Genomic DNA, 17,956 nt, shown 5'->3' on the forward strand with positions numbered 1-17,956 from the left:
GGGTGAAAAGAAAAACGGGAGGTTCGGCGTGTTCGTTGAACGTGCGCCGCTTGTCGACTTAGTGTCTCGTTCGGAAGAGTCCAGCGAACAGAGACACTGGTAACCCTAAACTTCAACGTTAGGGTTTGGGTCGGCGTTCCGGACCGCCCCAATCGGCATCCGTCGTCGCAGCGCGACCAACCACCGCGTAGCGGCGACACGTAACTCGAGGCGAGAGGCCTTCGACGTGGCAGCACCGCAGAACTACCTCGCAGTCATCAAGGTCATCGGTGTCGGCGGCGGTGGTGTCAATGCCATCAACCGAATGATCGAGGTCGGCCTCAAGGGCGTCGAGTTCATCGCGATCAACACCGACGCGCAAGCGCTGTTGATGAGCGACGCCGACGTCAAGCTCGACGTCGGTCGTGAACTCACCCGCGGCCTGGGCGCCGGGGCGAACCCGGCCGTCGGTCGCAAGGCGGCAGAGGACCACCGTGAGGAGATCGAGGAGGTCCTCAAGGGGGCCGACATGGTCTTCGTCACCGCCGGCGAAGGCGGCGGCACCGGCACCGGCGGCGCACCCGTCGTCGCCAACATCGCGCGCTCGCTCGGCGCCCTGACGATCGGTGTGGTCACCCGACCCTTCACCTTCGAGGGCCGGCGTCGCGCCAACCAGGCGGAGGACGGCATCGCCGAGCTCCGCGAAGAGGTCGACACCCTCATCGTCATCCCGAACGACCGACTGCTGTCGATCTCGGACCGCCAGGTCTCCGTGCTCGACGCGTTCAAGTCGGCCGACCAGGTGCTGCTGAGCGGCGTCCAGGGCATCACGGACCTCATCACCACCCCGGGTCTGATCAACCTCGACTTCGCCGACGTCAAGTCGGTCATGTCCGAGGCCGGATCCGCCCTCATGGGCATCGGCTCCGCCCGTGGCGACGACCGCGCGGTGGCCGCCGCGGAGATGGCGATCTCCTCGCCGCTCCTGGAGGCCTCCATCGACGGCGCCCGCGGCGTGCTGCTCTCCATCTCCGGCGGCAGCGACCTCGGTCTCTTCGAGATCAACGAGGCCGCGCAGCTGGTCAGCGAGGCCGCCCACCCCGAGGCCAACATCATCTTCGGCGCCGTCATCGACGACGCCCTCGGCGACGAGGTCCGGGTCACCGTCATCGCGGCCGGCTTCGACGGCGGCCAGCCGCCGGCCCGCCGGGACAACATCATCGGCTCGGTCTCGGCCAAGCGCGAGGAGCCGGCTCCGGCGCCCCGCATCAGCGAGCCCTCCCGCCCGATGGGTGGACTCGGCACGGTGGCCCCCCGCGAGGAGCCGGTCTCCGTCCCGGTCGAGCCGCTCCCGGTCGTCAACGAGACCCCGCTGACGCCGGCCCCGCCGGTCGTCCCGCCGGCCCGTCCGTACGCGGACTCCCAGGCCGAAGAGCTGGACGTCCCGGACTTTCTGAAGTGATAGGGCAGTCCTTCGACGCGAACGGCGCGCACTTCGCCTTCACCGACAGGTGGGGCGGGGTGAGCGCCGTTCCGTACGAGGAGCTCAACCTCGGCGGCGCGGTCGGGGACGACCCCGAGTCCGTACGGACCAACAGGGCGCTGGCCGCCGGCGCCCTCGGGCTCGACCCGGCGCGGGTCGTCTGGATGAACCAGGTGCACGGCGCCGACGTCGCCGAGGTCGAGGGCCCGTGGACCGGGGAGGCCGTCCCGGCGGTCGACGGTCTCGTGACCGCGACCCGCGGCCTCGCCCTCGCCGTCCTCACCGCGGACTGCGTCCCGGTCCTGCTCGCCGATCCCGTCGCCGGGGTCGTGTCCGCCGCCCACGCCGGGCGGCCCGGCATGGTCGCCGGGATCGTCCCCGCCGCCGTCGAGGCCATGATCCGCCTCGGCGCCGACCCGGCCCGGATCGTCGCCCGCACCGGCCCCGCCGTCTGCGGGCGGTGCTACGAGGTGCCGGAGGCGATGCGGGCCGAGGTCGCGGAGACCGAGCCCGCCGCGTGGGCCGAGACGAGCTGGGGCACCCCCGCCGTCGACGTCACCGCCGGAGTGCACGCCCAGCTCGAACGGCTCGGCGTCACGGACCGGCGGGCCGACCCGGTCTGCACCCGGGAATCCGGTGACCACTACTCGTACCGCCGCGACCGCACCACCGGGCGACTCGCGGGATATGTCTGGTTGACCCAGGAAGAGACATGACGGACCGGAAGTCGCAACTCGCCGAGAATCTCGCCGGGGTGGAGGAGCGCATCGCCGCCGCCTGCACCGCCGCCGGGCGCGCGCGGGAGGAGGTGACCCTGATCGTGGTCACCAAGACCTACCCCGCGAGCGATGTGCGCCTGCTGCACGGACTGGGCGTGCGTCATGTCGCCGAGAACCGGGACCAGGACGCCGCTCCCAAGGCCGCCGCGTGTGCGGACCTTGATCTGACCTGGCACTTCGTGGGCCAGTTGCAGACCAACAAGGTCCGATCCGTGGTGGGTTATGCCGATGTGGTGCAGTCCGTCGACCGATTGAAGCTCGTTTCCTCTCTCTCCGCGGCCGCGGAGAAGGAGGGGCGGGAGCTCGGTTGTCTGCTCCAGGTCGCGCTCGACGCCGAGTCCGGGGAGCGCGGCGCCCGTGGCGGTGTCTCGCCGGAGGGCGTCGAGGAGTTGGCGGCCGCGGTGGACGGCGCCCCCGGGCTGCGGCTGGACGGCCTGATGACCGTCGCGCCGCTCTCCGGCCCGTACGCGGGCAGACAACGCGCCGCCTTCGACCGGTTGATGGATTTGTCGACTGCCCTGCGCGCGACCCGTCCGGCTGCGAACATGGTGTCAGCAGGGATGAGTGCGGACCTCGAAGAGGCCGTCGCTGCCGGGGCGACACACGTACGCGTCGGTACGGCGGTACTCGGCGTCCGCCCGAAGCTCGGGTAACGTCGCGAAGCAAGTCGGACCACAGCAGAAAATATGGTCATTCCGCAGAACGGCGGGGTGGCCTGTGGATCGCGGGCACTTCGTGACGCTGCGACATTGGCCTGTACGGCGATCCACCACAGAGCGGAGGACTCAGAGAATGGCCGGCGCGATGCGCAAGATGGCGGTCTACCTCGGCCTCGTGGAGGACGATGGGTACGACGGCCGGGGCTTCGACCCCGACGACGACTTCGAACCCGAGCTGGAGCCGGAGCCCGAGCGTGAACGGCGCCACACCCCTCCGCGACAGATGGAGCGCGAGGAACCGGTGCGTGTGGTGCAGCAGCCTCCGGCGCCCCGGGAACCGGTCGCTCATTCTGTCCCGGTACTCGCCGAAAGCGGACGTCCGGCCCGAATTGCCCCCGTGGCATCCATCACACCCGAACGCCCGAGCCTGGAGAAGAACGCACCGGTGATCATGCCCAAGGTCGTGTCCGAGCGGGAGCCCTACCGCATCACCACGCTGCACCCCCGGACCTACAACGAGGCCCGTACCATCGGGGAACACTTCCGTGAGGGCACCCCCGTGATCATGAACCTCACGGAGATGGACGACACGGACGCGAAGCGACTTGTCGACTTTGCCGCCGGACTCGTCTTCGGGCTCCATGGCAGCATTGAGCGCGTGACGCAGAAGGTGTTCCTGTTGTCGCCTGCTAACGTCGATGTCACGGCGGAGGACAAGGCCCGGATCGCAGAGGGCGGATTCTTCAACCAGAGCTGAGAACGGAACCGGACGGACCGGCCGCGACGCGGCCGGGCAAGTGAGAGCACGTAAGCCAGGGGAGAGGGAAACGCGGGATGGGCGTCGCACTACAGGTGGTCTACATCGTGCTGATGTGCTTCCTCGTCCTCCTGATCGTCCGGCTGGTCATGGACTACGTCTTCCAGTTCGCGCGTTCATGGCAACCCGGTAAGGCGATGGTGGTCGTTCTGGAGGCCACTTACACTGTCACCGATCCACCGCTCAAGCTTCTGCGGCGACTCATCCCGCCGCTGCGTCTCGGGGGCGTGGCACTCGACCTGTCCTTCTTCGTTCTGATGATCATCGTCTACATCCTGATCTCCCTCGTGAGCAGGTTCGCCGGGTGAATGTGGACGATACGGTCTTGCCGACTGCCGACGACTACGTAGAGGTGAAGAAGAGATGCCGTTGACCCCCGAGGACGTGCGGAACAAGCAGTTCACGACCGTCCGCCTTCGAGAAGGCTATGACGAGGACGAGGTCGATGCCTTCCTCGACGAGGTCGAGGCCGAGCTGACCCGCCTGCTCCGGGAGAACGAGGACCTGCGCGCCAAGCTGGCCGCCGCGACGCGTGCCGCCGCGCAGAACCAGCAGCAGCAGGGCATGCGTAAGCCCCCGGAGCCGCAGGATCGTCCCGTCGGTCCCGGCGCGCCCGTGCCCGCGGCCATATCCGGACCGCCGGTCCAGCAGCAGCCGCCGCAGATGGGCCCGCCGCAGCTGCCCTCCGGTGCCCCCGCGCTTCCCCCCGGCCCGATGCAGGGCGGCCCCATGCAGGGCGGCCCCATGGGCCCCGGCCCGATGCAGGGTGGCCCCATGCAGGGCGGCCCCATGGGTCCCGGCCCGATGCAGGGCGGCCCCATGGGTCACCCGCAGCAGCAGATGCAGCAGCAGCAGATGCAGCAGCAGCCTCCGCAGGCCCCGGGTGGCGACAGTGCCGCGCGTGTCCTCTCGCTGGCCCAGCAGACCGCCGACCAGGCGATCGCCGAGGCCCGCTCCGAGGCCAACAAGATCGTCGGCGAGGCGCGCTCGCGCGCCGAGGGCCTGGAGCGGGACGCCCGCGCCAAGGCCGACGCCCTTGAGCGGGACGCCCAGGAGAAGCACCGCGTCGCGATGGGCTCCCTGGAGTCCGCCCGCGCCACGCTGGAGCGCAAGGTCGAGGACCTGCGCGGCTTCGAGCGCGAGTACCGCACGCGCCTGAAGTCGTACCTGGAGTCGCAGCTGCGTCAGCTGGAGACCCAGGCCGACGACTCGCTGGCTCCGCCGCGGACCCCGGCGACGGCCTCGCTGCCGCCGGCGCCCTCGATGGCCTCGGCCGGCGCGAGCGCCCCGTCCTACGGTGGCAACGGCGGCATGGGCGGCGCGCCGTCCATGGGCGGTGCGCCCTCCTACGGCGGCCAGCAGCAGATGTCCCCGGCGATGACGCAGCCGATGGCTCCGGTCAGGCCGCAGGCTCCCCAGCCGATGCAGCAGGCGCCGGCGCCGATGCGGGGCTTCCTGATCGACGAGGACGACAACTGACGGCGGGCGGTCGCGCGATGAGCGCGTAGCCGTCGGCAGGCTGCAAGGGCCGGGCCCCGGGTAACACCGGGCCCCGGCCCTTCGCCGTACCCGGGGGCGGGCCGGTCCCGGGGGCGAGCCGGTCCCGGGGCGGCCGGCGGGGGCGGCCGGCGGGGGCGGCCGGCCCGGGGCGGCCGGTACGCGGTCGCACGGCTGCGGGTGGCCGGGTGGCGCCTGCGGCGGGCCTCCCCCCACCCCGCCCCTTCCCGAAACCGGGGCTCCGCCCCGGACCCCGAACCCCCCCCGGGCTCCGCCCCAGCCCCCAGGCAGCGGCTGCCCCGCCCCGAACCTAGGCAAGGGCCCGGCTCCTGCCCCGGACCCCAGGCGACCACGCCGGCTCCGCCGCCGGACCACAGGCAGGCCCCGCCTCCGCCCCCGGCCTCCCGGGCGACAGCGGCGGCTCCGCCGCCGGACCGCAGGGAGGCCCGCCCCGGCCTCCCCGGCGACAGCAGCAGCCCCGCCCCAGACCCCGGGAACGGCCCGGCGCTCCGCCCCGAACCCCAGGCGACCGCGGCCGCTCCGCGCCCCAGGCGCCCCTGAACGAGCCTGCTCGACCCCTCCGCCCCGGCACCCACCCAGCCCCTCCCTGACGGCCGGCAGTCGTCGTCACCCCCACCCGCCCCCGGCAGGGTTTCGGGAAGGGGTGGGGTGGGGGAACGGAAAAGGCCCGGCTCCCAGGAGGGGCCGGGCCTTTTCGGGGGTGGTTACGCCTTGCGGAGGCGGAACGTCAGGGCGAGGGAGTCGTCCGTGAACGGGGTGCCGTACGTGGCGTCCGCTTCGCCTTCGGCGTGGTCCGTCGCGAGGACCTCGTCCGCGATGAGCTCGGCGTGGGCCGCCAGGGCCTCCGTCGTCTCCGGGGAGGTGGACGTCCAGCGCAGGGCGATCCGGTCCGCCACGTCCAGGCCGCTGTTCTTACGGGCCTCCTGGATCAGGCGGATCGCGTCGCGGGCGAGGCCGGCGCGGCGCAGCTCCGGGGTGATCTCCAGGTCCAGGGCGACTGTCGCGCCGGCGTCCGAGGCCACCGACCAGCCCTCCCGCGGGGTCTCCGTGATGATGACCTCGTCGGGGGAGACGGTGATCTCCTCGCCGTTCACCGTGAGCGTCGCCTCGCCCGAGCGGAGCGCCAGCGACAGCGCCGCCGCGTCCGCCGCGGCGACCGCCTTCGCCACGTCCTGGACGCCCTTGCCGAAGCGCTTGCCCAGGGCCCGGAAGTTGGCCTTCGCCGTCGTGTCGACGAGCGAGCCGCCGACCTCCGAGAGGGAGGCCAGGGAGGAGACGTTCAGCTCCTCCGTGATCTGGGCCTGGAGGTCCGTGGAGAGGGCCGCGAAGCCCGTCGCCGCCACCAGGGCCCGGGAGAGCGGCTGGCGGGTCTTCACGCCCGACTCGGCGCGCGTCGCCCGGCCCAGTTCCACCAGACGGCGGACCAGGAGCATCTGCTCGGAGAGCGTCTTGTCGATCAGTCCGGCGTCCGCCTCCGGCCAGGTGGCGAGGTGGACCGACTCCGGGGCCTCAGGGCTCACCGGCACCACGAGGTCCTGCCAGACCCGCTCCGTGATGAACGGGGTCAGCGGGGCCATCAGGCGCGTGATCGTCTCGATGACGTCGTGGAGGGTGCGCAGGGCCGCCTTGTCGCCCTGCCAGAAGCGGCGGCGGGAGCGGCGCACGTACCAGTTGGAGAGGTCGTCGACGAAGGCCGAGACGAGCTTGCCGGTGCGCTGGGTGTCGTACGTCTCCATCGCCTCGGTCGTCTCGGCGACCAGGGTGTTCAGCTCGGAGAGCAGCCAGCGGTCGAGGACCGAGCGGTCGGCCGGGGCCGGGTCCGCGGCGCTCGGCGCCCAGCCGGACGTACGGGCGTAAAGCGCCTGGAAGGCCACCGTGTTCCAGTACGTCAGGAGGGTCTTGCGGACGACCTCCTGGATCGTGCCGTGACCGACGCGACGGGCCGCCCACGGCGAGCCGCCGGCCGCCATGAACCAGCGGACCGCGTCGGCGCCGTGCTGGTCCATCAGCGGGATCGGCTGGAGGATGTTGCCCAGGTGCTTGGACATCTTCCGGCCGTCCTCGGCGAGGATGTGGCCCAGGCAGACCACGTTCTCGTAGGACGACTTGTCGAAGACCAGGGTGCCGACGGCCATCAGCGTGTAGAACCAGCCGCGGGTCTGGTCGATGGCCTCGGAGATGAACTGCGCCGGGTACCGGGACTCGAAGAGTTCCTTGTTCTGGTACGGGTAGCCGTACTGCGCGAACGGCATCGAGCCCGAGTCGTACCAGGCGTCGATGACCTCCGGTACGCGGGTGGCCTCCAGCGAGCAGCCCTCCGTCGGGCAGCCGAAGGTGACCGCGTCGATGTACGGGCGGTGCGGGTCGAGCTCCGACTGGTCGGTGCCCGTCAGCTCGGTGAGCTCGGCGCGGGAGCCGACGCAGGTGAGGTGGTCGTCCTCGCAGCGCCAGATCGGCAGCGGGGTGCCCCAGTAGCGGTTCCGGGAGAGCGCCCAGTCGACGTTGTTGGTGAGCCAGTCGCCGAAGCGGCCGTGCTTGACCGAGTCCGGGAACCAGTTCGTCCGCTCGTTCTCCGCCAGCATGCGGTCCTTGACCGCGGTCGTGCGGATGTACCAGGACGGCTGCGCGTAGTAGAGCAGGGCCGTGTGGCAGCGCCAGCAGTGCGGGTAGCTGTGCTCGTACGGGATGTGGCGGAAGAGCAGGCCGCGCGCGTCCAGGTCGGCGGTGAGCGCCTCGTCGGCCTTCTTGAAGAAGACGCCGCCGACCAGCGGCACGTCCTCCTCGAAGGTGCCGTCGGGGCGGACCGGGTTCACGACCGGCAGGCCGTACGCCTTGCAGACCTTGAGGTCGTCCTCACCGAAGGCGGGGGACTGGTGGACCAGACCCGTACCGTCCTCGGTCGTCACGTACTCGGCGTTCACCACGTAGTGGGCCGGGGCGTCGAAGGGGACCAGCTCGAAGGGGCGCTGGTAGGTCCAGCGCTCCATCTCGGCGCCCGTGAAGGACTCGCCGGTGGTCACCCAGCCCTCGCCGAGCGCCTTCTCAAGCAGCGGCTGCGCGACGACGACCCGCTCGTCGCCGTCGGTCGCGACCACGTAGGTGACCTCGGGGTGGGCGGCGACCGCCGTGTTGGACACCAGGGTCCAGGGGGTCGTCGTCCAGACGAGGAGCGCCGCCTTGCCGGCCAGCGGGCCGGAGGTCAGCGGGAAGCGGACGTAGACGGACGGGTCGACGACCGTCTCGTAGCCCTGCGCCAGCTCGTGGTCGGAGAGGCCGGTGCCGCAGCGCGGGCACCAGGGGGCGACCCGGTGGTCCTGGACCAGCAGGTCCTTGTCGAAGATCTGCTTCAGGGACCACCAGACCGACTCGATGTACGAGGGGTCCATGGTCCGGTAGGCGTCGTCGAGGTCGACCCAGTAGCCCATGCGGGTCGTCAGCTCGGCGAAGGCGTCGGTGTGGCGGGTCACCGACTCGCGGCACTTGTCGTTGAACTCGGCGATGCCGTACGCCTCGATGTCCTTCTTGCCGGAGAAGCCGAGCTCCTTCTCGACGGCGAGCTCGACCGGCAGGCCGTGGCAGTCCCAGCCGGCCTTGCGGGCCACGTGGTAGCCGCGCATGGTCCGGAAGCGGGGGAAGACGTCCTTGAAGACGCGGGCCTCGATGTGGTGCGCGCCGGGCATGCCGTTCGCGGTGGGCGGGCCCTCGTAGAACACCCACTCGGGGCGTCCCTCGGACTGCTCAAGGGTCTTCGCGAAGACCTTGTTGTCGCGCCAGAAGTCGAGCACGTCGTGCTCCAGCGCGGGCAGGTCGACCTGGGCGGGCACCTGGCGGTACTGCGGCGGTGTCATCGAGATTCCTCCGGCGGACTGTCGTCATTCCGTCGGAGGGACGAGAGCGCTGCTCCCGCGGTACCACCCTCCTTGGCTCCGGGCAGGCACGCGCCCTGAGCCCCCTCATTGGGGTCGCGACACCGGGTCTAGTCACCGCGCTCTCGCACGGCTTTCTTCCGACGGCTCCGGGGTGATGCTTCACATCGGGCTGGCCCCCGGGCTCTCACCGTCCCCGGGTCGCTCATGGCTGCGTACGACGCTACTCGTCCCCATCCAAGCCTTTCGCTGTGCCCAGTGTACGGGCCGCGACGGGGGGTGGCCGACCCGTTTTCCCGAGCCCCGCACGGCCACCCGAACCGCCACCCGAATGGCCATACGAAGCGGGGCGGAGTTCCGTTACGGCCATGTGGGGGAGGGGCGGGGCGGATTACCCGGCGGGGAGCTGGGCACAACGGAGGCAGGCCCGCCCCGTGGGGAGCGGGGGCGGGTGGGAACGGCGGCGTGCCCCGTTGCCGCGGGCCCTGGGCCGATTTATCGTCCCAGCACGATTCGCGAGCAAGATCACAAAATGTGAAGGGGCCGCGACATGGTGGCGAAGAAGACCGCCGCGAAGAAGTCCGCGACCGCCGTCGCCACCGGTGCGACGGCCGTGGACGGCAAGGACGTGGCCGGGAAGAAGTCGACCGCCGGGAAGGCGGTCGGCAAGAAGGCCGCGGCGAAGAAGACGGGTACGGCGGCCCCTGCCCGTAAGGCGGCGGCCGTGGCCGAGGAGGCCGCCGAGGAGACCCCCGCCGCGCACGCCCCGGCCAAGAAGGCCCCGGCGAGGAAGACGGCCGCCAGGAAGGCGACCGCCGCGAAGAAGCAGACAGGAGCCAGGACGGTGGCAGCGAAGAAGACCGCGGGTGGCGTGACGACCGCAGAGGACGAGGCCGCGGTGCCCTCGGCCCGTACCGGTGAGCTCGCCGTGCGTCCCGGCGAGGACCCCTGGACGCCCGAGGAGGTCGAGGAGGCCCGCAGCTCGCTCCAGGCGGAGGTCCTGCGGCTGCGCAGCGAGCTCGTCCACTCGCGGGAGGAGCTCACCGGCCTCATGCGGGACTCGGGCGACGGCGCGGGCGACGACCAGGCCGACACCGGCACCAAGAACATCACCCGCGAGCACGAGCTCGCGCTCGCCGCCAACGCCCGGGAGATGCTGGAGCAGACCGAGCACGCCCTGGAGCGGCTCGACGCGGGCACGTACGGCCTCTGCGAGGTGTGCGGGAAGCCGATCGGCAAGGCGCGGATGCAGGCCTTCCCCCGGGCCACCCTCTGCGTCGAGGACAAGCAGCGTCAGGAGCGGCGCGGCTGACGATCTCGGCTGCCGGTCTCGTACGCCTGTGCCGTACCCTCGGGGCACGGTCAGGCATCGAGGTCGAGGGACTCACTCACGTGGCAGAGGCGGAGCGCATCATCGGTACGCCGGATTCAGCAGGGGCCGACGAGTCGGCCGCCTCCGACGACGGCACGGCCGCTCCCGAGGAGCAGCCCAAGGGCAGGCGCAGGATCGTCGCGCTGCTGGTGGTGGCCGTGCTGGCCTACCTGCTCGACCTGGGCAGCAAGATGCTGGTGGTCGCCAAGCTGGAGGGCCGCGAGGCCATTCCGCTCATCGGCGACCTGCTGCGCCTCGACGCCATCCGGAACCCGGGCGCCGCCTTCGGCATGGGCGAGGCCTTCACGATCGTCTTCACCTGCATCGCCGCCGTCGTGATCATCGTGATCTTCCGGCTGGCGCGGAAGCTCTACAGCCTGCCCTGGGCCATCGCCCTCGGTCTGCTGCTCGGCGGCGCGCTCGGCAACCTCACGGACCGGATCTTCCGCTCGCCGGGCGTCTTCGAGGGCGCGGTCGTGGACTTCATCGCCCCCGCGCACTTCGCCGTCTTCAACCTCGCCGACTCGGCGATCGTCTGCGGCGGCATCCTCATCGTGTTCCTGTCCTTCCGCGGCGTGGACCCGGACGGGACCGTCCACAAGGACTGAGCGGGACCGGGCGCGGGCCGGGCAGGGGCCGGGCGCGGGGCCCGGCCAGTACGGAGTACCTCCCGCGCAAGGCATACTCGACGGGTGAGTACGAGTCCCGAGATCCGCACGCTGCCCGTTCCCGATGGCCTGGAGGGCGAGCGAGTCGACGCCGCCATCGCCCGGATGTTCGGGTTCTCCCGCACGAAGGCGGCCGAACTGGCCGCCGCAGGCAAGGTCCAGGTCGACGGCTCCGTCGTCGGCAAGTCCGAGCGGGTCAGCGGCGGCGCGTGGCTCGAGGTCGAGATGCCGGGGGCGCCCGCGCCCGTGCAGATCGTCGCCGAGCCCGTCGAGGGCATGGAGATCATCCACGACGACGACGACATCGTCGTGATCATGAAGCCGGTCGGCGTCGCCGCGCACCCCAGCCCCGGCTGGACCGGCACCACGGTCATCGGCGGCCTCGCCGCCGCCGGGTACCGCATCTCCACCTCCGGCGCCGCCGAGCGCCAGGGCATCGTGCACCGCCTCGACGTCGGCACCTCCGGCCTGATGGTGGTCGCCAAGTCCGAGTACGCGTACACCTCGCTCAAGCGCCAGTTCAAGGAGCGCGTGGTGGACAAGCGCTACAACGCGCTGGTGCAGGGCCACCCCGACCCGATGAGCGGCACCATCGACGCGCCGATCGGCCGGCACCCGAACCACGACTACAAGTGGGCGATCACCGCCGAGGGCAAGCCCTCCGTGACGCACTACGACCTCATCGAGGCGTACCGCTCGGCCTCGCTGCTCGACATCAAGCTGGAGACGGGCCGCACCCACCAGATCCGGGTGCACATGTCCGCCCACCGCCACCCCTGCGTCGGTGACCTCACCTACGGCGCCGACCCGACGCTCGCCAAGCGCCTCGGCCTGACGCGGCAGTGGCTGCACGCCGTCCGCCTCGGCTTCGAGCACCCCGGCGACGGCTCGTGGGTCGAGTTCGCCAGCACCTACCCCGAGGACCTCCAGAAGGCCCTGGACCGGATCGCGGCGGAGAGCCAGTGACCGCCGCCTACCGCGTCCGTGAGGCGCTCGGCCCCGAGGACCGGGAGGCCTGCTTCGCGGTCCGCCGCGAGGTCTTCGTGGTGGAGCAGGGCGTTCCGCAGGAGCTGGAGTACGACACGTACGACGCGACCGCCGTGCATGTGCTCGCGGTGCGCGAGGACGGGCTGCCGCTGGGCACCGGCCGGCTTCTCCTCGGGGCGGACGCGGTCGGCAAGACCGGCGCCGACACCTCGGTGGGCTCGCTCGGCAGGCTCGCGGTCTCCGAGGCCGCGCGCGGCCTCGGCGTCGGCGCGGCCCTTGTGCGGGGCATCGAGGACGCGGCGCGGGAGCGCGGTCTGACCGCCGTCGACCTGCATGCGCAGACCCACGCCCTCGGCTTCTACGAGCGGCTCGGCTACGAGGCGTACGGCCCCGAGTTCCCGGACGCGGACATGCCGCACCGGGCCATGCGAAGGGCTCTGTAGGCCGGAGGCGCAGCCGGGGGGCGGGCCGGGCGCCGTGTCCGCCTTCCGGGCTGCGTCGGGACGGCCACGGGGGCAGTTGCTGTGAAAACGGACATACGTGGCAGGGTGTGTCCGTGGATCAATTGGCCCTGTTGTTCTTGCTGCTGCTCGGCGCTCTGCTCACCGTGCCCCTCGGCGACCGGCTCGGACTGCCCGCGCCCGTCCTGATGACCCTCATCGGGATCGTGCTGGCCCTCCTGCCGTTCGTGCCGAACGTCGAGATCTCGCCGGAGTTCATCCTCCCGCTGGTGCTGCCGCCCCTGCTGTACGCCTCCGTGCAGCGCACGTCCTGGCGCCAGTTCGCGGCGAACAGACGGCCCATCTTCCTGCTCGCGGTCGCCCTCGTCTTCGTGACCACCGCCGCCGTCGGCGCGGTCGCGCACGCGCTCGTGCCCGGTATCTCGCTGGCCGCCGCGATCGCGCTCGGCGCCCTCGTCGCACCGCCGGACCCGGTCGCGGCGACCGCCGTCGCCGGTTCGCTCGGGCTGCCGCGGCGGCTCGTGTCGATCCTGGAGGGCGAGGGTCTCTTCAACGACGTCACCGCGATCGTGCTCTACCACGTGGCGATCGCCGCCGTCGTCAGCGGCTCCTTCTCCTGGCCCGAGGCGATCGGCGAGTTCGTGCTGTCCGCGGTGGTCGCCACGGTCGTCGGCCTGGTGCTCGGCTGGCTCACCAACAAGCTCATCGGACTCCTGGGGGACGCCACGCTCCAGACCGGACTCACCCTCCTGGTGCCCTTCGTGAGCTACGTCCTCGCCGAGGAGCTGCACGGCTCCGGCGTCCTCGCGGTCCTGATCACCGCACTCTTCCTCGCCGAGCACGCGGCCGACGCCGACGACGTCATGGGCCGGCTCGCCGGGCAGACCTTCTGGCAGATCGTGGACACCCTCGTCACCGGCATCGCCTTCGGGCTCATCGGTCTGGAGCTCGTTCACGTCTTCGGGGTGGCCGAGGGGCGCGGCCTGCAGATGCTCGGCTGGGGCGCCACCGTGGTCGCGGTGGTCGTCGGGGTCCGGCTGCTGTGGCTGCTGCCCGCCACCTGGCTGGCGAAGCGGCTCCACACGGGCCGGGACGTCGACGAGGAGATCCCGATGAGCTGGCGGGAGACCGTCGTCATGTGGTGGGCGGGGATGCGCGGGGTGGCCTCGGTGGCGCTCGCGCTCGCCATCCCGCTCCGCACCGACGACGGCGAACCCTTCCCGGGCCGCGACGAGATCGTCTTCATCGCCTTCTGTGTGATCATCGCCACCCTCGTCTTCCAGGGGCTCACCCTGCCCTGGCTGGTCCGGAAGCTCGGGGTCCGGGCGGATGCCGACGCGGAGCGGGCCCTTGAGCGAGATCTCGCCATCCGGGCCGCGAAGGCCGCCAAGCGCCGGCTCAAGGAGATCGAGGAGGTCGAGGAGTTGCCCGAGGAGGTCCAGGAGCGGCTGCTGCGCGGGGCGTACGACATCGGGGCGCGGATCAGTCCGGACATGGTCGACGAGGAGCGGAGGGCCGCGTTCGTCGAGCGGACCGAGCGGTTCAAGGCGGTGCAGCGGATCCAGCGGGAGCTGATGTCCGCCGCGCGGCACGAGGTCCTCTCGGCCCGCAACGAGCCGGGCGCCGACCCGGAGGTGGTGGACCGGGTGCTGCGGCACCTGGACGTGCGCAGCATGCGGTGAGGCCGGTGCCCCGCGGGCCGGGTGGCAGGATGGGACGCATGGACATCATGCTCTTCCACTCGGCCTACGGGCTGACCCCTTCCGTCGAGGCCGCGGCCGAGCGGCTCCGGTCCGCCGGGCACCAGGTCTGGACGCCGGACCTGTACGACGGCAAGACGGTCGGGACCGTCGAGGAGGGCGTGGCGCTCCGGGACGAGATCGGCAAGGACGAGCTGCTGAAGCGGGCGGTCCTGGCGGCCGCCCCCTACTCCGAGCGGGGACTGGTCTACATGGGCCTCTCCCTCGGGGCCTCGATCGCCCAGACCCTGGCCCTCGGCGACGAGAAGGCGCGCGGGCTGCTCCTGTTCCACGGCACCTCGGACCTCGCGGAGTCGGCCTCGGTGGACGAGCTGCCCGTACAGCTGCACGTGGCGGAGCCCGACCCCTTCGAGACGGACGACTGGCTGTCGTCCTGGTACCTCCAGATGCGCAAGGCCGGGGCGGACGTGGAGATCTACCGCTACCGGGGCGCGGGGCACGTGTACACGGACCCGGAGCTGCCCGACTGGGACGCGGAGGCCGCCGAGCGGACCTGGTCGGTGGCGCTGTCCTTCCTGGACACCCTGTAGCGGTCGCCGGTACGAACGCCCGAGGGCGCGGCGGGAGCTTTCTCCCGTCGCGCCCTCGGTGTTGTCCGGGGTGTGTCAGCTCGCGCGGTACGAGGTCCAGAACTGGTTCATCCGGGTCACCTGGCCGGAAGTGAACTGGTACATGCAGGCGTCGTACGTGTAGTCCATGAAGTTGTGGATCGGGTCCACACCGGCCTTGGAGGCGCAGGAGTCACGGCCGGTCGGGCACTCGTACGCGGGGCTCTTCTCGGCCGGGGTGTCGGCGACGGAGTCACCGGCGCCGTTGCAGCCGCCCTGGAAGGTGTGGTAGAGGCCCATCCAGTGGCCGACCTCGTGGGTCGCGGTGTCACCCTCGTTGTAGTTGGCCGAGGAGCCGCCCGGGAGGGAGGAGTCGAGGACGACGACACCGTCCATGGACGGGCTCGAGGCGTACGAGGACGGGAAGGTCGCCCAGCCGAGGAGGCCGCCGCTCAGGTTCGCGGTGTAGAAGTTCAGCGCGCCGGCGCCGCCCTTGCGGAGGGTCTGCTTCATCGACTTCTCGGCGGTGGAGCCCGAGGCCAGGTTGTACCAGGAGGCGTTGTCCGTGTAGTCGGTACCGGCCAGCGTGAACTGGAAGTTGGTGTTCACATTGCCGGTGCCCTGGCCCGCGTAGGCCGCGTTCAGCACGTTCAGCTGGTTGTTGATGGCGGTGGCGGACAGCTTGCCCGTCGTGCCGCTGTGGATGACGTGGAAGTAGACGGGGATGTTGACCACGGCGGCGGCGTCCGCGGTGGCGCTGAGGCGCCCCTGGACGGCGGCCGAGGCCAGCTTCTTCTTCAGGTCGTCGTCCATGGCCTTGGCCTTGGCGGCCGAGAGCTCGTTGGGCTCGGCGGCGTGGCTGTCGGCGCCGCGCGCCTTGCGGGCGCTGGAGACACCGGCGTCGTCGGCACACTCCTCGGCGGAGGCGCCGGCCAGGGTGGCCGTCGACGCACCGGTGGCGACGGGGGCGGAGAGCGGGGCCAGGGCCAGGGTTCCGGCCATGACGGCGGTGCCGAATATACGACGTGACATACGGGGCGAAATACGGGCAAGAGCACGCATGGTGACTCCTCGTGGGGGAGGGTGGGAGAGGAACTTCCTCGCCACGGCCCGGAGATTACGCGTCCATGTCAGACACTGTTGAGGAGTGATCAAGCCCAATCATTCATGGGGCAATTCGGCACATCGGGAAGAAATTCTTGCGCCCGTTCCGGAGTTTGAGACCTCGACGTAACGGATGAGGTGCCAGAGGCGGGTGGTGTGTCCGGATTCGATCTCCGAAACTGGCCACCCGCCGTAGCGATGTGATCTCCCGTTAACAGAAGAGATCATGGCTGAAAATCGCCGTTAGGAACCCGTCAGCGAACCGGCTGGTACACCCGCTCGACACGCTGGGTTCCGCTCTTCGTCCGGTACGAGCGCGCCCAGGCGGTCGTCGCGGCCGGATCCGCCTTGTCGGAGACCGTGTAGTAGTCCATCTGCGAGCGCTCGGACGTCACGTCGAGCACGCCGTAGCCGTGGTGGTCCATGTCCACCCACTTCACATGGCGGTTGGCGGCCTTCACGGCGCCCGCGGCCACGACCGAGAGCGTCCCCGGGGCCACGTTCAGCATGTCGTCCAGGTTGTCCGAGGTCACCGAGGTGACCACGAACTCGGTGGCCGCCGAGGCCGACAGCGGGTACGTCGCCGCCTTCACCGGCACGTCGTTGGCCCAGGCCATGTGGATGTCGCCGGTGAGGAAGACCGTGTTGCGGATCGCGCGCGAGGTCAGGTGCCCGATCAGCTCCTTGCGGTCGTCGGTGAAGCCGTCCCACTGGTCGACGTTGACCGCGAGCCCCTCCTTCGGCAGGCCCATCAGCTCGGCGAGCGGCTCCAGGAGGTGCGCGGGCAGGGCGCCGAAGGCGATCGGCGAGATCATCACCGAGGTGCCGACCAGCTGCCAGGTCGCGTCCGAGCCCGCGAGACCGGCCTTGAGCCAGTCCAGTTGGGCGCGGCCGGCGATCGTCCGCTCCGGGTCGTCGACCGAGCCGCTGCCGGTCTTCGCCGGGGCGGAGCGGAACGTCCGCAGGTCGAGCAGGTGCAGATCGGCCAGCTTGCCGAAGCGCAGCCGCCGGAAGACCGTGCCCTCGGTGGAGGCGCGGACCGGCATCCACTCGAAGTACGCCTGCTTGGCGGCGGCCACCCGGGCCGCCCACTCGCCCTCGGCGCCGGGGGTGTGGTTCTCGGCCCCGCCCGCCCAGGCGTCGTTGGCGAACTCGTGGTCGTCCCAGATGGCGACCACCGGGTGGGCGGCGTGCAGCGCCTGGAGGTCGGCGTCCGTCTTGTAGTGCCCGTGCCGGGTGCGGTAGTCGGCGAGCGAGACGATCTCGTGGCGCGGCTCGTGCTGCCGGACGGTGTCCTTCGCCTCCGGGTAGACGCCGCTGGCGTACTCGTAGACGTAGTCGCCGAGATGGAGGACGGCGTCCAGGTCGGAGCGGCCGGCGAGGTGGCGGTACGCGGAGAAGTGGCCGGACTCCCAGTTCGCGCAGGAGACCACGCCGAAGCGGACCCCGGGGCCGGCGACGTCGGCGGCCGGCGCGGTCCGGGTCCGGGCCGCCGGCGAGACGGCGTCGCCCGCGGTGAAGCGGAACCAGTAGGCGGTCGCCGGGCGCAGGCCCCGGACGTCGGCCTTCACGGTGTGGTCGGAGGAGGCGCTCGCCGTGGTCGAGCCGGAGGCGACGGTCCGGGCGAAGCCGCGGTCCTCGGCGAGCTCCCAGCCGACCGTGACGTCCGGGCCGAGACCGGATCCGGGCACGGCCTCGGCGGAGGGGGTGACGCGCGTCCAGAGGAGGACGCCGTCGGGCAGCGGGTCGCCGGAGGCGACACCGTGGAGGAAGGCGGGTGCCCCGGAGTCCGCGAGAGCGGGGGAGGCGGCGCCCAGCAGGGCGGGCGCGGCGACGGCGGTGACGGCGGCGGCCTTGACGACCGTACGACGACTGGGGGCAGAAGATATGAACTGACTGGTCACGGGCAGTCAGATTACTGACGGGTAGGGCACTTGGGCAGGTGAATTCCGGAA

General features: G+C 71.3%; 15 protein-coding genes. 12 read left to right on the forward strand and 3 right to left on the reverse strand.

Translation table 11 applies throughout. The annotated features are described in order from the left end of the window. The first annotated feature begins 226 nt into the window (after positions 1-226). The 6 genes from ftsZ (at position 227) to SGA01_RS11680 (ending at position 5,196) form a co-directional block, all read left to right on the forward strand. Entirely contained in the window at positions 227-1,441 is a 1,215-nt protein-coding gene (gene ftsZ / locus SGA01_RS11655; protein ID WP_141296230.1) for a cell division protein FtsZ, read from the forward strand. Further along, entirely contained in the window at positions 1,438-2,178 is a 741-nt protein-coding gene (gene pgeF, locus SGA01_RS11660) for a peptidoglycan editing factor PgeF (protein WP_141296233.1), read from the forward strand. Before ftsZ ends, pgeF begins: the two co-directional genes overlap by 4 nt. Further along, entirely contained in the window at positions 2,175-2,894 is a 720-nt protein-coding gene (locus SGA01_RS11665; RefSeq protein ID WP_141296236.1) for a YggS family pyridoxal phosphate-dependent enzyme, read from the forward strand. Before pgeF ends, SGA01_RS11665 begins: the two co-directional genes overlap by 4 nt. Before the next feature lie 139 nt (positions 2,895-3,033). Next, complete coding sequence (locus SGA01_RS11670) at positions 3,034-3,657, forward strand: cell division protein SepF (protein ID WP_141296238.1); 624 nt, start codon at positions 3,034-3,036, stop codon at positions 3,655-3,657. 77 nt (positions 3,658-3,734) lie between these two features. Next, positions 3,735-4,025 carry a YggT family protein gene (locus tag SGA01_RS11675; protein ID WP_055644055.1) on the forward strand — a complete coding sequence of 97 codons (291 nt, stop codon included), beginning with the start codon at positions 3,735-3,737 and terminating at the stop codon, positions 4,023-4,025. Between the two features lie 55 nt (positions 4,026-4,080). After that, positions 4,081-5,196, forward strand: coding sequence for a DivIVA domain-containing protein (locus SGA01_RS11680; protein ID WP_141296241.1), 1,116 nt, complete (start codon positions 4,081-4,083; stop codon positions 5,194-5,196). A gap of 743 nt (positions 5,197-5,939) precedes the next feature. Here SGA01_RS11680 and ileS read toward each other — a convergent pair. Next, the gene (ileS, locus tag SGA01_RS11685; protein ID WP_141296245.1) at positions 5,940-9,083 is read right to left on the reverse strand and encodes an isoleucine--tRNA ligase; all 3,144 of its coding nucleotides are present in this window, start codon (positions 9,081-9,083) and stop codon (positions 5,940-5,942) included. A gap of 568 nt (positions 9,084-9,651) precedes the next feature. Between ileS and SGA01_RS11690 the strand changes: the two genes are divergently transcribed. From SGA01_RS11690 to SGA01_RS11715, 6 genes are all read left to right on the forward strand, one after another. After that, complete coding sequence (locus SGA01_RS11690) at positions 9,652-10,413, forward strand: TraR/DksA family transcriptional regulator (protein WP_141296247.1); 762 nt, start codon at positions 9,652-9,654, stop codon at positions 10,411-10,413. Positions 10,414-10,493: 80 nt separating this feature from the next. Beyond that, entirely contained in the window at positions 10,494-11,081 is a 588-nt protein-coding gene (gene lspA / locus SGA01_RS11695) for a signal peptidase II (protein ID WP_141296251.1), read from the forward strand. 84 nt (positions 11,082-11,165) lie between these two features. Further along, positions 11,166-12,107 carry an RluA family pseudouridine synthase gene (locus SGA01_RS11700; RefSeq protein WP_055644060.1) on the forward strand — a complete coding sequence of 314 codons (942 nt, stop codon included), beginning with the start codon at positions 11,166-11,168 and terminating at the stop codon, positions 12,105-12,107. Continuing rightward, entirely contained in the window at positions 12,104-12,571 is a 468-nt protein-coding gene (locus tag SGA01_RS11705; protein ID WP_141296254.1) for a GNAT family N-acetyltransferase, read from the forward strand. The genes SGA01_RS11700 and SGA01_RS11705 overlap by 4 nt, the downstream gene beginning before the upstream one ends. Positions 12,572-12,684: 113 nt before the next feature. Continuing rightward, entirely contained in the window at positions 12,685-14,271 is a 1,587-nt protein-coding gene (locus SGA01_RS11710; RefSeq protein ID WP_141296257.1) for a Na+/H+ antiporter, read from the forward strand. A gap of 38 nt (positions 14,272-14,309) precedes the next feature. Next, positions 14,310-14,879 carry a dienelactone hydrolase family protein gene (locus SGA01_RS11715; protein ID WP_055644062.1) on the forward strand — a complete coding sequence of 190 codons (570 nt, stop codon included), beginning with the start codon at positions 14,310-14,312 and terminating at the stop codon, positions 14,877-14,879. Positions 14,880-14,954: 75 nt separating this feature from the next. Here the strand turns inward: SGA01_RS11715 and SGA01_RS11720 are convergent, their stop codons facing one another. Then, entirely contained in the window at positions 14,955-15,929 is a 975-nt protein-coding gene (locus SGA01_RS11720) for a zinc metalloprotease (protein ID WP_229917783.1), read from the reverse strand. A gap of 326 nt (positions 15,930-16,255) precedes the next feature. Continuing rightward, positions 16,256-17,905, reverse strand: a complete 1,650-nt coding sequence (locus SGA01_RS11725) for an alkaline phosphatase D family protein (RefSeq protein ID WP_141296260.1) — start codon at positions 17,903-17,905, stop codon at positions 16,256-16,258. Between the last annotated feature and the right edge of the window lie 51 nt (positions 17,906-17,956).

The organism is Streptomyces gardneri, assembly GCF_006539185.1.
In the GTDB taxonomy this organism is placed as follows: domain Bacteria; phylum Actinomycetota; class Actinomycetes; order Streptomycetales; family Streptomycetaceae; genus Streptomyces; species Streptomyces gardneri.

Excerpts from the sequence above, each read along its gene's own strand:
- SGA01_RS11665 (WP_141296236.1), top strand. The coding sequence starts at position 2,175 with ATGACGGACCGGAAGTCGCAACTCGCCGAGAATCTCGCCGGGGTGGAG.
- SGA01_RS11670 (WP_141296238.1), top strand. The coding sequence starts at position 3,034 with ATGGCCGGCGCGATGCGCAAGATGGCGGTCTACCTCGGCCTCGTGGAG.
- SGA01_RS11675 (WP_055644055.1), top strand. The coding sequence starts at position 3,735 with ATGGGCGTCGCACTACAGGTGGTCTACATCGTGCTGATGTGCTTCCTC.
- SGA01_RS11680 (WP_141296241.1), top strand. The coding sequence starts at position 4,081 with ATGCCGTTGACCCCCGAGGACGTGCGGAACAAGCAGTTCACGACCGTC.
- ileS (WP_141296245.1), bottom strand. The coding sequence starts at position 9,083 with ATGACACCGCCGCAGTACCGCCAGGTGCCCGCCCAGGTCGACCTGCCC.
- SGA01_RS11690 (WP_141296247.1), top strand. The coding sequence starts at position 9,652 with ATGGTGGCGAAGAAGACCGCCGCGAAGAAGTCCGCGACCGCCGTCGCC.
- SGA01_RS11715 (WP_055644062.1), top strand. The coding sequence starts at position 14,310 with ATGGACATCATGCTCTTCCACTCGGCCTACGGGCTGACCCCTTCCGTC.
- SGA01_RS11720 (WP_229917783.1), bottom strand. The coding sequence starts at position 15,929 with ATGTCACGTCGTATATTCGGCACCGCCGTCATGGCCGGAACCCTGGCC.